The organism is Chryseobacterium kimseyorum, from assembly GCF_025971945.1.
GTDB classification, from domain to species: domain Bacteria; phylum Bacteroidota; class Bacteroidia; order Flavobacteriales; family Weeksellaceae; genus Chryseobacterium; species Chryseobacterium kimseyorum.
Genome location: NZ_JAPDHW010000004.1, coordinates 73,203 through 86,875 on the forward strand (window position 1 = coordinate 73,203; position 13,673 = coordinate 86,875).

A 13,673-nucleotide genomic window follows, 5' to 3' on the forward strand; every position below is an offset into this window, starting at 1 on the left:
CCACCAAATAACAGGATTTCACTCTATTTTTTGGTAAGCCGTCCCGTTGGGACTTTTCAACTTTACTTTTTACAGTTATTTCAAACTGTAGACCGGTTCTTTCACCTCCGGTCTTACTTTTACTTAGATTATTTTGAAATAATTTTTGTTTATCTAAGTGTGTCTTTATTATTTAATATAACAATGTATCAGTTTAACAGTGTAACAATACCTTTAATTGGTAAATTATTAGATTATTAGATTGGTACATTGAGTAATTTATTGATAGCTACAGGAAAAATTTCATATTCAATTTTATGAACTTTTTCTGCTAATGTTTCGGGAGTGTCGTTTTCTGTGACTTCGAATGATTTCTGAAGAATTGCTTCTCCTTCGTCAATTCCTACGGTTACAAAATGAACGGTTGCTCCGCTTTCTTTTTCTTTAGCTTCAATGACAGCGTTGTGAACATGATGCCCCCACATTCCTTTTCCGCCGTATTTTGGAAGTAAGGCTGGGTGAATGTTGATGATTTTTCCTGCCCAGTTTTCCACAAACTCAGGTTTGAGGATGGATAAAAATCCTGCCAATACGATTAAATCTGTATTTTCCGGGATGATTTTACCCAATTCGCTGCTGAAGTTTTTCCCTCTCGGCATCAGTGCGGTTTCTATGTTGTGGTTTTTTGCTCTTTCGAGTCCGTAACATTCTCTGTCGGCAACAACTAAAGATACTTCTGCATTCTGGATTTCTCCGCTGCCGATGGTATCGATAATTCTCTGAAGATTGGTTCCGGAACCTGAAACGAGTATAACTAAGTTTTTCATAAATTAATGTAGCAATGTATCAGTCTAGCAATGTAACAATATTATAAAATTGGTAAACTGTTACATTGTTAAATTGGTACATTAAAATGAAAGATTGATCTTTTCTGCTCCTTCCGTGATTTCTCCGATCTCGTAAGCGTCATCTAAAAGGTGAAGCACTTTTTCAGCGTGATCAGGATCTACGACAACGATCATTCCGACACCCATGTTGAAGGTTCCGAACATTTCTTCGCGGGCGATATTTCCTCTTTTTTCAAGTTCTAACATTACCGTTGGAATCTGAATTTTTGAAGCATCGATTGTAGCGCATAATCCGTCACCGATGATTCTTGGAATGTTTTCGTATAAACCGCCTCCTGTGATGTGGGCAATTCCTGAAACTTCAACCTCTTCAATCACCTTGTGAATGTCTTTATAATATAATCTTGTAGGAACCAAAAGCGTTTCGTACAAAGGTTTTCCTTCAAATTCTTCTTCGAAATTCGGGAATATTTTTCTTACCAGCGAGAATCCGTTTGAGTGGAAACCTGAACTTGGTAAAGCAATAATTTTATCTCCCGTTTTGATTTTTGAACCGTCAATGATCTGGTCTTTTTCTACGATTCCTACGCAGAAACCTGCAACATCGTAATCTCCCGGCTGATACATTCCCGGCATTTCGGCAGTTTCACCACCAATTAATGCGCAGTTGTTGTCTTTACAGGCTTTCACCATTCCTAAAACAATCTCCGCAGCGATTTCTGAATCCAGTTTACCGCAAGCTAAATAATCAAGGAAAAATAATGGTTTTGCACCGTGACACAGGATATCATTAGCACACATTGCGAAACAGTCTATGCCGATAGAATCGTATCTTTTTGAGTCTAAAGCAACTTTAAGTTTCGTTCCTACTCCATCTGTTCCTGAAACCAAAACAGGGTTTTTGTAACCACCGATTTCGTAGAAAGCACCGAAGCTTCCCAAATGGTTCAATACATTGGAATTGTGAGTTTCGCCCACCGCCTTTTTGATCTTATCAACGGTTTTGTAACCTTCTTCTTTGTCTACTCCTGCAGATTTGTAAGTGTTGCTCATATTTTTAATGTAACAGTGTATCAATTTAACAATCTAACAAATGAATCGTTTATGCTAAAGTGGGACGTATTAATTTTTATTATATTAATTCAAATTTCGAAAACAAAAAAGCCGACAATCTTGGTAGATTATCGGCCGTTATATTATCTCAGAATTTCAGAGTCCACAACATTCCCTTTTTTGGAGAAACATTCTTTGAAAGTGGTCTGAATTTTCATTACTTTTTCTTTTTGCAAAGATATTAATTTTAAGTTAATATTCAAATGCTATTTTTCTAAGATTGTTTCAACTGCAGAAATCTTACTTACTTTCTCACGTAACTCACTGTCTTTTTCTTCATTAGAAATTTTCTGAGCTTCTTTATCGAAATTATCATTAAAGAAAGGCAGCGTAAAAGTATCAACGATATTTCCGCCGTGTAAAGGAAAACGCTTTTCAGCAGCCTCCAAAACGCCTAAACCACCTCTTCCACCAGGAGCTGTCGCCATCAGCAACATTGGTTTTTCGTTCCATACCGCTCTCTGTTTTATTCTTGACGTCCAGTCGAACACGTTTTTGAAGGCCGTCGAATAGGTTCCGTTGTGCTCAGATAGTGAAACCAAAAGCAGATCTGCGCTGTCAATTTTTGAAGCAAGATCAAGCGCCTGCTGTGGAACTCCGCTTTCTACTTCTCTCTGGTGTTTGTAGATGGGCATTTCAAAATCGTTCATGTCTACGATTTCGATTTCTGCGCTTTCGAATAAAGTGGTAGCGTAGGTTACGAGTTGTCTGTTGATTGATGTGTCGGAATTGCTTCCTGCGATGGCTAGGATTTTCATTTATTTAAATTATATTATTGAAGGTTTGCGTGATATTTAATTGAACCACTCCGTGGTTCGTTGATTTTGGTTGTTATGTATCCATAGGTTTCACCCACGGCTATTCACATTTAACCACTTCGTGGTTTGATTGCTTTGAAAATTACATTAGAATATTTATTATCAAAAGCCTTTAAATTTTGATGTTGCAAAAATACTTTTTATTTTAAATATGCCGGTAAATCCATTGGAACTTCCATCAAAAGAATTTCGGTGTCTTCTACCGCTTCAATGTTAAAACTTTGAGTATCCCAGATTCCCAAACCGTCTTTTTCGCTTAAGATTCTGTCTCCTACTTTTGCGCTGCCTTTTAAAACAAATGCATAAACGCCGTTTCCTTTTTTGTTGATGGTGTAGTTTTTACCGTTTCCTTTGGTGAAATTGGCTAAATTGAACCAGGCATCCTGATGAATCCAAACGCCGTCATCATTTTTGTTCGGAGATAAAATCTGCTGGAAACCATTGATTTTTTCTCCGTCTTTTATGCTTTTCTGGTCGTATCTCGGTTCTACATTTTCTTCTCTTGGGAAAACCCAGATTTGCAGGAATTTTACGGCTTCATCTTTATTCTGATTGTATTCGCTGTGCATTACACCGGTTCCGGCGCTCATTACCTGAATTTCTCCTTTTCTGATTACCGCAGTTGTTCCCATCGAATCTTTATGCTCCAGATTTCCTTCCAACGGAATTGAAATAATCTCCATGTTTTTGTGAGGGTGCGTTCCGAAACCCATTCCCTGAGAAACGGTGTCGTCATTTAAAACTCTCAACACTCCGAAATTGGATCTTTCTCTGTTTTGATAGCCCGCAAAACTGAAAGTGTGAAAAGAATTTAACCAACCGTGATCTGCGTGACCTCTGGAATCTGCTTTGTGATATACTGTTTTCATAATTTATATGTAATTAGTAATGATTAATAAGTAATGATGATGTTTAAATTTATTAAAGCAAAATTCGATAAAAATTTATTCGCGAATGTTGATGTAAGGTAAGAAGTGATTTTTATGTGAATGGTGAATGGTCAGTTTTCTTTGAAGTGAATTTTTCAGAGCCGGAATTATTTTGTGAATAAGAGATCTTGGCTAAAGCCAATGTCAGGTTTGAAATAAAAAAGCGGACTAAAGTCCGCTCCTGTTGATATTTTATCTAAAGTTTTTTATTTAAATCAAATTCTAAATCCAAATTTCTCAATCTTAAATATTAAATATAAAATTTTAAATCTTGAATCTTGAATATTGAATATTGAATATTGAATATTGAATTTTAAATATTAAATCCTGTTCCTGAATGCGAATCTCAAATCTCAAATCTCAAATTCAAAAGTGTACCTGCTGAATTTCCTCTTCGATTTCCTGAGGATTTGCATCATCCGATTTAATGAAAATCATTGTTAAGACTGCGCCGAGAAGCATACAGATTCCGCCAACGACAACATAGCCCATCGCGTAATTTCCAAAGGCACCTTTTACAATCGGGCCACCAAAGACACCGTTGATGATTTGTGGAATTACGATGAAGAAATTGAAAATTCCCATAAAAACACCCATTTTTCTCTGCGGAATTGCGTCTATCAGCATCGCGTAAGGCATTGCCAAAATACTTGCCCACGCAAAACCAAGTCCGATCATCGAAATCCAGAGCAGTGAAGTATCTTTAATGAAATACATTGAAATTAATCCTATACCTCCACATAATAACGCTAATGCATGAGTTTGTTTTTTACCGATCCATTTTGCAATCGGCGTCAACAGAAATGCAAACGGAATTGCCCAGAGATTGTACATACCAAATAATTTACCTGTAAGATCACCGGCTTTGTTGAATTCAACAGAATGCGTGTCTTCGGGAGACAATCCGAAATGATGCGTGGCTAAAGCACTTGTGGTGAAAACCCACATGGTAAACAGTGCAAACCAAGAGAAAAACTGAACAATCCCCAACTTTTTCATTAAGGTCGGAATTTTCGCAAAATCACTGAAAATATCTGATAGTTTTGACGGCTGTTCAACTACTTCTTTGCCTCCTTCAAATTCAGCAAATTCTTTTGGCGAATATTCTTTTGTTGTAACTATCGTGTAAATAATGGTCAGTAAAAGAATTCCCGCACCACAGTAGAATGCGTAGATCACATTATCGGCCACGAAACCTTCTTTAGCTACATTCGAAACACCTAATTTGGTCAGCCAATCCGGCAGATAAGATCCGATCACGGCACCAATCCCAATCAGAATTGTCTGCACTGAAAATCCCAAAGTTCCCTGATGTTTTGGAAGCATATCTCCTACCAGCGCACGGAAGGGTTCCATGGCAATATTGATCGAAGCGTCCATCATTGCTAAGAAAATAACTGCCAAAAGTAAAACATTGGCGGCCATCATCTGTGTTGCTGAAGCTGCGTTGGGAAGTAAAACCAAACCGATGGCACATAAAATTGCACCAATTAGAAAATAAGGTTTTCTACGTCCCAGCGGACTCCACGTATTGTCGCCCATGTGACCGATGATAGGCTGAACGATGAGACCTGTTACGGGAGCAACCAGCCAAAACCACGACAGCTGATGAACGTCAGCACCAAAATTTCCTAAAATCCGGCTGGCGTTACCATTTTGTAAACCAAAAGCCATCTGAATTCCCAAAAATCCCATGCTCATGTTGATGATTTGAGCCATGGAGAGATTCGGTTTTATCTTTTTTGTCATAAATTTATTATTGATAAGTGATAAAAGATTTACACTTTAGTTTTTTAATTTCTGAATCATAGCATCCTCAATTGGAGTTTTGATCTCCACAATTTTATCTACAACCTCATTCGGAACCGTTACTGATAAAACATACTGTTTCACTTTCCACTGTCCATTGATCTTTTCCAGTACTCCGGAGCCACGGCAGAGTTTCATTTGGGTATCCAACAATTCGTCGAACCACGCCAGTTTCCCGTCTTTTGCGAAATAAACATTTCTTTTTAAGGATTTAAAATTCCATGTTGATTTTTTGTCGAAGTACGGTTTTGCCCAAACCATAAATTGTTTTTTATCCCAAACTTCAGTGGCATCGGTTCCAATAAAGGTAGATTCTTCTGCGAAAAAACCGAAGTAAGTTTTGAAATCCGCTTGTGCTGCTGCAGCGTTAAATGCATCGAGCATGGTAGCGATTTCTTTTTTATCTTTATCAAATTTCGCCTGTGCCTGGATGGTTGTGAAACTCAGGATCAACAGGAAAACTGTAAATATTAATGTTGTTTTTTTCATTTTAAATTTTATTTTTTCTTAAACACAAATGACACTAATCTTTTCACTAATAACACTAATGGAATTCGAAGAATTGTTTAATCGGTATTTTATACTTCTCATCTTAAACACAGATTTCATTAATGTTTTTCAGTGAACACATCAATGATTTGTGTAATTCGTGCAAATATTTGTGAAATTCGTGTCTACTTTAATTCAATAACCATCGAAGTTTTAGCAGGAACAGTTAAAGTATTCTGGAGTGAAATTTCTTTATCTGAGATCACATCTTTGCCTTTAACTGAAGATTTTATAGCTTCTGAAAATCTTTTTAAGTCTACAACTTCATCTTTTTCATTGGCATTCACTACCACCATCACCGTTTCTTTTTCGTTGTATCTAAAGTACACAAAAACATTATTCTGAGGAACGAAATTTTTAGTTTTTCCGGTATGGATCACGTCTTTGCCTTTCCTCCAGTTTAATAATTTCTGGGTAAAACCATGAAACTCCTTCTGCTGTGCAGTTTGCGAAGCCGTACTGAAAGCACTTTGCGTATCTGCTTTCCAGCCACCCGGAAAATCTCTTCTGATGTCTGCGTCACCGCCTTTATTTTTATCTCCACGCATTCCGATTTCGGTTCCGTAATAGATCTGTGGAATTCCTCGGACGGTTGAGATGATTGTCATTGCCAATTTGTATGCTTTCGGGTCATTATTAAACATTTCATTCCATCTCTCGGTGTCGTGATTTTCAAAGAAGACGAGAAGATTGTTGATGTCCGGATACAGGAAATCATTCGTGAAACTGTTGTAAAGTCGGTTCATTCCGTTATTCCAGCCTTCTTTTTCTTTAATGGCTTTCGGAAGTTCATCGTACAGCGGAAAATCCATTACCGATGGTAAATTTGAATTGTAATTGGCCGCTTCTCCAGTTTTAGAATCCTTCTGCCACGCAGAAATATGTCCGGCAGAGCTCAACCATGTTTCTCCTACAATATTGAATTTCGGATATTCGTCGGTAATTGCCTTTGCCCATTTCGCCATTGCTTCCTTATCATTGTACGGATAAGTATCGACACGGAAACCACCCAATTCAGCATATTCAATCCACCAGATTGCATTTTGGGTTAAGTATTTTAAAACCAAAGGATTGCTTTGATTAATATCGGGCATCGATGTATCAAACCAACCATCCAGCGCTATTTTTCTGTCTGCATCGGAAGCATTTGGGTCAAACTGAGACGTGATTTTGTAATTGGAACGTTTGAAGCCTTTATCACCATCATCAAACCAGTGGATCCAGTCTCTTGTGGGCAGATCTTTGATGAGCCAGTGCGAAATTCCCCAGTGATTGGTCACATAATCCATCACCAGCATCATGTTTCTTTTGTTGAGTTTTTGTGAAAGCTCTCTGTACTCTTCGTTGGTTCCGTACCGTCCGTCGATTTTGTAAAGGTCTGTCTGCGCATAACCGTGATAAGAATATCCTTTTTCGTTGTCTTCATTGACGGGAGTCAGCCAGATTGCAGTCGCTCCTAGGTTTTGAAGATAGTCAAGATTGTTGATGATTCCACGGAGATCTCCACCGTGACGGCCATTTGGAAGACTTCTGTTGGCTTTTTCGGTAAGGTTGGGCTGAGAGTCATTTTTTTCATCACCATTTGCAAAACGGTCGGGCATGATGAGATACATCAGATCTTTCGAGGTGTATGAATTTCTGTTGGCAGAATTAGGATTTCTTTCTTTAAGTTCATAGGTGTATGAGCCGACGTTTTTCTTTCCGTTTTTAACGTTGATTTTAAATTTCGAAACATTGATTTCATTTGTATTTAAAGTCACAAAAACATAATTTGGATTTTCGACTTTCTGAATGTCTTTTGCTTTAATTCCGTCTGAAATTTCGATCTCGTTTTTGGCAATGTCTTTCCCATAAATAAGGAGCTGAACTTCATGATTTTTCATTCCCTTCCACCAAAATGCGGGTTCTACTTTGTCTAAAGGTTTTTGCGAATAAGCCAGAGCAGCTGCTGATAATGCTGCAATTGCATATAATTTTTTCATAATAGATTATTTTTGAATGATTCCAATACAAAACAGTGTTTCATTTATGTTTACTGGTGGTGTTCCAATTTTGTACAAAATGATACCGTCTGACTGTGAAATAATATCTTTTTTTCTTTTTCCGAATTCGTCTGTAATATAGCCCAAAATTTGGTTTTTTCTGACCTCATCTCCGCTTTTTAACATACTGTAAAAAATTCCGTTTTCCGGAACCCGAATGTAGTCCTGATTACTGAAGAATCTCTGAGGTCCAGAACTTTTTTCAACCGAAATTCTGCCTGTGTAATTTCCTGAAAATTTCAACATACTGAATACTGCATTTTTAATCAGATCAACATTTTCTCTCTGCACCGTTCCCAATTTTCCGGCTTCAATGCTTAAAGCTGTAATTCCCTGCTGCGTTGCTTCTTTAAAAGCATATTTCGATTGGTCTGAAGGTTTTAAACTGTAAGGATATGACACGATGTTTTTTATTCCGGAAGCTTTGGATAAATTTAATGCTAAATCTGTCTTGTTCTCTTTATCTTTTCTGTCGTAATAACAGACAAAAGGCAGCAAATCTTCATTGGCATCTCCTCCATGAATATCAAGAAAAATATCTGAGTTTGAAATGATTTCTCTGGTAATAAAATCGGCTATCTTATCGGTTGGAGTTCCGTCTTTAGAGCCCAGAAAAGCATTGTTTAAATTTTTGCCGTCGAGAGGATTTACAAATGGCGTTCTTTTCTGAAAAGATTCTATACTGGCAACCGGAACGATAATTAAAGCTCCGTTGATGTTTTCAGGTTTAATTTCATTTAATAATTCCTGAACGGCGATGATGGGTGGATATTCGTAACCGTGAATTCCGGCAATAATTGTGAAAACCGGACCTTCATTTTTTCCTTTAATGACTGTAACAGGAATGTATGTTTTCCGTATATCTGTTCCGATGGAAACGACAGTATCTTTTCTGAATGACCTATTTTCAGAAAGTATTTTTCTGATTTGAGCCTTTGGTAAAATTCCGCAAAAAAGTAATGCAAAAACTGCAGTTTTCAGAATGTTTTTCATCTGCATCTTTTAATTTACATTGACCGTCTGGCGTTTTGCAATTCTGTTCGCGAGCCAACTTACATAAAACAGCTGAAAACTGTGGTAAATCATAACAGGCAGTAAAAACAGAACTTTCTGATCATCAGCAATTCCCAAAACGAGAACAAAAAGACTTCCATGCACAAGAGATTTTTTTGAACCACAGAAAGTTGCGGTGATCACATCCTGAGTTTTAAATTTCATTTTTTCGGCTAAAAACCTGGTGATATGGTAGACTGCGAAGAAGAGAAAAATTACACTGAAAGTCAAAACTAAAAATACAAATGAAGGAACTGATGAGAAAACGTGCTGTACGAAAGCTGTGGAAAAACTTTCGTAAACAATAAGCAGAATAATCAATCTGTCGAATTCATTGATGATGTTTGAATATTTTGTGACGAATTTTTTCAGTAGAGGATTAAAAATAATTCCTAAAATAATCGGCAGTAAAACCTTTATCAAAAGTTGCTGAAGAATTTCACCGTTGGCTCCTGCAGAAGTTTCTGATGTCATAAAAAAGCTCATCAGAAGCGGTGTCATCACAATTCCGATAATTCCTGAAACCGAAGCGTTGAAAATCGCTGAAGTCACGTTTCCTTTGGCAATCGAAACCATCACAACGGACGATGAAACGGTGGACGGAAGACTTGCCAGAAAAAATATGGAGAGCCAGATGTTGAAATATTCCGAATCTTTGATGAACGGATAAAAAATAAAGACCAGAAACGGAAAAATAAGAAAAGTAGCAGACTGAATGAGCAGGTGCAGTTTCCAGTTGGTGATGTCTTTTACGACTTCTTTTAAATTCAGTTTTAAACCGTAGAGAAGGAAAATCCCTGCAATTCCCCAATCTATAAAGGCTGAGAGATTGAAATACTGATTGTAAGATTCGTGAAAAGGGATAATTTTCGCCATTAAGACCATTATAATCAGCAGGATCAGAAAAATATTCTGTTTGCTGAAGAGTGTAGCCATCAACTTCATTGAGATATTTTTAAACCTTAAATTTACAAAAAAAAACTTTGCCGGAGAATTTCTACCTCCGGCAAAGTCTGTAAATATGCGTTCTCCCCTAGCCCCGATTGCAGCGGCATCCTTTTTTGTTATTGCGATTGCGAAAAAGTTCAACTGTTGATTTACTCTGTTCGCAATGACAAAAAAGATATAGCGGAAAGCGGGATTAAGCTCCTAAAAAAAATCAGAAGCTATCCCGCAATTTTTATTTCACCGGTTTGATAGAAATGGCGTAACCACCACTTCTCACGAGGTGTACAGGCAATTTTGTTTTGCTTGTAATGGTCTTTTTGTAAATATGATAAGACTGAGGATTATCAATATAATCGGCATCTTTTCCATCCTGATAGATGGTCGCTTCATATTTTTTTCCTTTGTCTAAGAAAGAAAAATCTACTGTGTAATCCATAGCTTTTTCGTCTGTAATTCCACCTACAAACCAGTTGTCTGTTCCTTTGGCTTTTCTTGCCGTGTGAACAAACTCTCCAGGTTCAGCTGATAAAATTTTGGTATCATCCCAGTCTGCGGCTACGTCTTTGATAAACTGGAAGGCATCCATGTGTTTTTTGTAGTTTTCAGGAAGATCGGCAGCCATCTGAAGCGGCATGTACATCGTAACGTACAATGCTAACTGTTTTGCCAAAGTGGTTTTCACATAACGTTTGTCGCCAGGGAAATAGTAATCCAGTTTGGTCTGGAAAATCCCGGGTGTGTAGTCCATTGATCCACCCATCCATCTTGTGAACGGAAGAATCGTGTGGTGATCCGGATTGTTACCACCGAAAGCATCGTACTCGCCACCTCTCGCTGCTTCTGCAGAAATATAGTTTGGATACGTACGGCTTTCCCCTGTAGGACGCACAGATTCATGAGAGTTAACCATTACTTTGTACTCATTTGCCTTTTCTACAATTCTGTAATAATGGTTGATCATCCACTGTGAATAATGGTGCTCGCCACGTGGAATAACATCGCCTACATAACCTGTTTTCACAGCATCGTAGCCATACTTGTTCATCAGCTGGAATGCTTTGTCAGCGAATCTTTCGTAGTTGGTTGCCGAACCGGAAGTTTCATGGTGCATGATCAGTTTGATGCCTTTTGCATGAGCATAATCGTTCAGCATTTTGATGTCAAAATCAGGATACGGCGTCTGGAAATCAAAAACATATTCTTTTGAACGGCCAAACCAGTCCTCCCAACCGATGTTCCAGCCTTCAATTAAAAGCGCTTCGAAACCGTTTTCTGCTGCGAAATCGATGTATTCTTTTACTTTTGTATTGTTGGCACCGTGATTACCGTTCGGCGTTAATTTTGTGAAATCTGTCTTGTCCAAATGAACATTTGATTCCGGCTGACCGTATGCCCACTGAGATTTTCCGATGATCATTTCCCACCAAACACCCATGTATTTTGTCGGGTGGATGTAAGAAGTATCTGTATATTTCGTCGGCTCATTCAGGTTGAATAGCATTTTGGAATCCATTACCACCTCAGCTTTTGGCGAAACGATAACTGTTCTCCAAGGCGTGGTTGCAGATGTCTGCATGTATCCTTTTGCTCCCTGTCTGTCTGCTGTAAGATGCGTTTTCAGTTTGAAATTCGCAGCATCAACTTCAAGATGAGATGCCGGATAATCCAACACTGCTGCTTCAGCAACGTTGATGTACAAAGGTGTTTTGCCCTCTACTTTCAGCATCAGAGGAGACTGAACCGCATTTTTGATCAAAGTCTGTGAAGCGTTGGCATCAGCAGCTTTCGCCCATTTAGTCGGAATCTCGGATACTTTTGTTTCCTGATACTGATATTCCTGAGAATCGTAGTCTGCCACCATCCACCAGGCTTTCATGTCCGAAGGAAAGTCAAATTCTGAATCTTCTTCACGAATCACGAAATAGTTCAGATTTTTCTGCTGAGGAAATTCATATCTGAAACCCAAACCGTCATTGAACAGACGGAATTTGATAATGATATTTCTGTCTGTTGAAGTTTGGTTCAGTGTAACTGCAAACTCGTTGTAGTGGTTGATATAGTTTTTTTTCTCTCCAAGAACAGGTTGCCATGTTTCATTTTTGGAGTCTCTTTTTTCGTCCGTTTTTGTAAAGCCGTTGTTCAGGTCATTTTTAGCATCTTCCGGTTTTGCAATTTCCGAAGCAAATTTTATAGAAGTGTCTTTAAATAATCTTAACCCTAATTTTGAATCTTCAAGTACCGTTTTACCTTCATATTTTAGGTTGTAAAAAGGAACTCCGCCTTTCAGCTGAAAATTCATTTCAAATTTTCCATCCGGAGATTTCAGAGTTTGTGCATTCACTCCTGCAAACATCATGGAGAGCAGCGCTACTCCAATTTTGATTTTCTTCATAATGATTATTTATACGCTTTAAAAATAAAAAAACTGTTGCCGGGAAGCAACAGTTTGCTGTATTAATTCTGTAGATTTTACAATTTTGTAACAGTCAGCTTGTAATTAGCTGAGTTATGTAGATCAAGCTCGATCTTATAATTTCCTGAAACGGAAACTTTATAACCAGGATCTCCCTGTACAGTTCCTTCTGTATTCAAGAAAGTCTGTACTCCTGTACCTGAAGCTAAAGTTTGATCAGCTGCAGAAGGTTGAATCTTCATTGCCCAGTCATCATTTGCTCTGAACTTAAATACGCCTCCGGCAGTAAGAGCAATTGAATTGATTACGTAAGTTCTTGAGGCAGAACTGTAAACCAAATCGGTATCAGAGCCCCAACCAGCAGGAGTGGCATCACCAATTACACCGAAATTGGCAAGAACTGATGAGTAAGTATTTGCCGTCCAGTCAACTTTAATATATCTGGTTCCAGCTACTGTAGCTTTGATATCAGAACCATCAAGAGCAAGTTTTCCTGTAAGCGTTCCATCATCACCTTTATTTCCAGGCCAATCCTGATTTATAGCAAACTTATATTTCCCGTCATCACCCGCAACGCTAGAAACATAAATAAAACCTCTATACTTGTTATCTTTTTCCGGAGAATAAAGATTTGCAGTATTTGATGGAGTCCATCCCGCATAGCCAGAAGTTGCACCAAACGCTCCTGGAACATTGATTTTCGGATATGCATTGTCCGGATTTGGTGTGTAAGGAGTAACTGAAATTGTTACTGGAGAAGAATACACTTTTTTCTGTCCTAAAACAGTAACAAGTCTAGCTTCTATCTGACTTACAACATCAGGAACAGCTCCCAGATCAGACATTATGATATTCAGCTGTGCATGGGTAACCGAAGCAGTACTTACGTCACTTCCATAACCAATTACTGTAGAATTTAGAAAATTATTGTCTTTTTTAGCAAATTCAATCTGCTGTGTAGGAATGACCGCTGCATTAAATGTCGGTTTTTGCCAAGTAAAATTCACTGCCGCAGTTTCTGCAACCAATTCACTCAAGACTACCGCATTTTTATCTGCTTTTAATGAACTTGCAGTAAGCTCGCCAACCACAACCTGATCTTCATCTTTTTCACAGGCAGACAACAAAAACAAAACTGCAAAAACTGCAAATATTTTATATATATTTTTCAT

Annotated in this window: 11 protein-coding genes; all 11 read right to left on the bottom strand. The window is 38.0% G+C overall.

Going from position 1 to position 13,673, the window contains the following annotated elements; translation table 11 throughout:
* Positions 1 to 236: 236 nt before the first annotated feature.
* On the bottom strand, positions 237 to 806 hold the full coding sequence (gene purN, locus OMO38_RS06980; protein ID WP_264749489.1) for a phosphoribosylglycinamide formyltransferase: 570 nt from the start codon (positions 804 to 806) through the stop codon (positions 237 to 239).
* An 81-nt stretch (positions 807 to 887) separates the two neighbouring features.
* Positions 888 to 1,880, bottom strand: a complete 993-nt coding sequence (purM, locus tag OMO38_RS06985; protein ID WP_264749490.1) for a phosphoribosylformylglycinamidine cyclo-ligase — start codon at positions 1,878 to 1,880, stop codon at positions 888 to 890.
* Between the two features lie 266 nt (positions 1,881 to 2,146).
* Complete coding sequence (locus OMO38_RS06990) at positions 2,147 to 2,698, bottom strand: NADPH-dependent FMN reductase (protein ID WP_191735071.1); 552 nt, start codon at positions 2,696 to 2,698, stop codon at positions 2,147 to 2,149.
* A gap of 200 nt (positions 2,699 to 2,898) precedes the next feature.
* A complete protein-coding gene (locus OMO38_RS06995) occupies positions 2,899 to 3,627 on the bottom strand; it encodes a pirin family protein (RefSeq protein ID WP_264749491.1) in 729 nt (242 codons plus the stop codon).
* A 426-nt stretch (positions 3,628 to 4,053) separates the two neighbouring features.
* Entirely contained in the window at positions 4,054 to 5,436 is a 1,383-nt protein-coding gene (locus tag OMO38_RS07000) for an MFS transporter (RefSeq protein ID WP_264749492.1), read from the bottom strand.
* Positions 5,437 to 5,472: 36 nt separating this feature from the next.
* Positions 5,473 to 5,985: a nuclear transport factor 2 family protein gene (locus OMO38_RS07005; protein WP_264749493.1), complete on the bottom strand. Its 513-nt coding sequence runs from the start codon at positions 5,983 to 5,985 to the stop codon at positions 5,473 to 5,475.
* Between the two features lie 185 nt (positions 5,986 to 6,170).
* Positions 6,171 to 8,027 carry a glycoside hydrolase family 13 protein gene (locus tag OMO38_RS07010; protein ID WP_264749494.1) on the bottom strand — a complete coding sequence of 619 codons (1,857 nt, stop codon included), beginning with the start codon at positions 8,025 to 8,027 and terminating at the stop codon, positions 6,171 to 6,173.
* A 6-nt stretch (positions 8,028 to 8,033) separates the two neighbouring features.
* Positions 8,034 to 9,080: a M14 family metallopeptidase gene (locus tag OMO38_RS07015; RefSeq protein ID WP_264749495.1), complete on the bottom strand. Its 1,047-nt coding sequence runs from the start codon at positions 9,078 to 9,080 to the stop codon at positions 8,034 to 8,036.
* A 9-nt stretch (positions 9,081 to 9,089) separates the two neighbouring features.
* The gene (locus tag OMO38_RS07020) at positions 9,090 to 10,076 is read right to left on the bottom strand and encodes a bile acid:sodium symporter family protein (RefSeq protein ID WP_264749700.1); all 987 of its coding nucleotides are present in this window, start codon (positions 10,074 to 10,076) and stop codon (positions 9,090 to 9,092) included.
* Between the two features lie 244 nt (positions 10,077 to 10,320).
* Positions 10,321 to 12,480: a glycoside hydrolase family 97 protein gene (locus tag OMO38_RS07025; protein WP_264749496.1), complete on the bottom strand. Its 2,160-nt coding sequence runs from the start codon at positions 12,478 to 12,480 to the stop codon at positions 10,321 to 10,323.
* A 77-nt stretch (positions 12,481 to 12,557) separates the two neighbouring features.
* Entirely contained in the window at positions 12,558 to 13,673 is a 1,116-nt protein-coding gene (locus OMO38_RS07030) for a SusE domain-containing protein (protein ID WP_264749497.1), read from the bottom strand.

Bases quoted from the DNA above. Each gene is read 5' to 3' on its own strand.
- purN (WP_264749489.1), bottom strand. From the start codon at position 806: ATGAAAAACTTAGTTATACTCGTTTCAGGTTCCGGAACCAATCTTCAG.
- purM (WP_264749490.1), bottom strand. From the start codon at position 1,880: ATGAGCAACACTTACAAATCTGCAGGAGTAGACAAAGAAGAAGGTTAC.
- OMO38_RS06990 (WP_191735071.1), bottom strand. From the start codon at position 2,698: ATGAAAATCCTAGCCATCGCAGGAAGCAATTCCGACACATCAATCAAC.
- OMO38_RS06995 (WP_264749491.1), bottom strand. From the start codon at position 3,627: ATGAAAACAGTATATCACAAAGCAGATTCCAGAGGTCACGCAGATCAC.
- OMO38_RS07000 (WP_264749492.1), bottom strand. From the start codon at position 5,436: ATGACAAAAAAGATAAAACCGAATCTCTCCATGGCTCAAATCATCAAC.
- OMO38_RS07005 (WP_264749493.1), bottom strand. From the start codon at position 5,985: ATGAAAAAAACAACATTAATATTTACAGTTTTCCTGTTGATCCTGAGT.
- OMO38_RS07010 (WP_264749494.1), bottom strand. From the start codon at position 8,027: ATGAAAAAATTATATGCAATTGCAGCATTATCAGCAGCTGCTCTGGCT.
- OMO38_RS07015 (WP_264749495.1), bottom strand. From the start codon at position 9,080: ATGAAAAACATTCTGAAAACTGCAGTTTTTGCATTACTTTTTTGCGGA.
- OMO38_RS07020 (WP_264749700.1), bottom strand. From the start codon at position 10,076: ATGGCTACACTCTTCAGCAAACAGAATATTTTTCTGATCCTGCTGATT.
- OMO38_RS07025 (WP_264749496.1), bottom strand. From the start codon at position 12,480: ATGAAGAAAATCAAAATTGGAGTAGCGCTGCTCTCCATGATGTTTGCA.
- OMO38_RS07030 (WP_264749497.1), bottom strand. From the start codon at position 13,673: ATGAAAAATATATATAAAATATTTGCAGTTTTTGCAGTTTTGTTTTTG.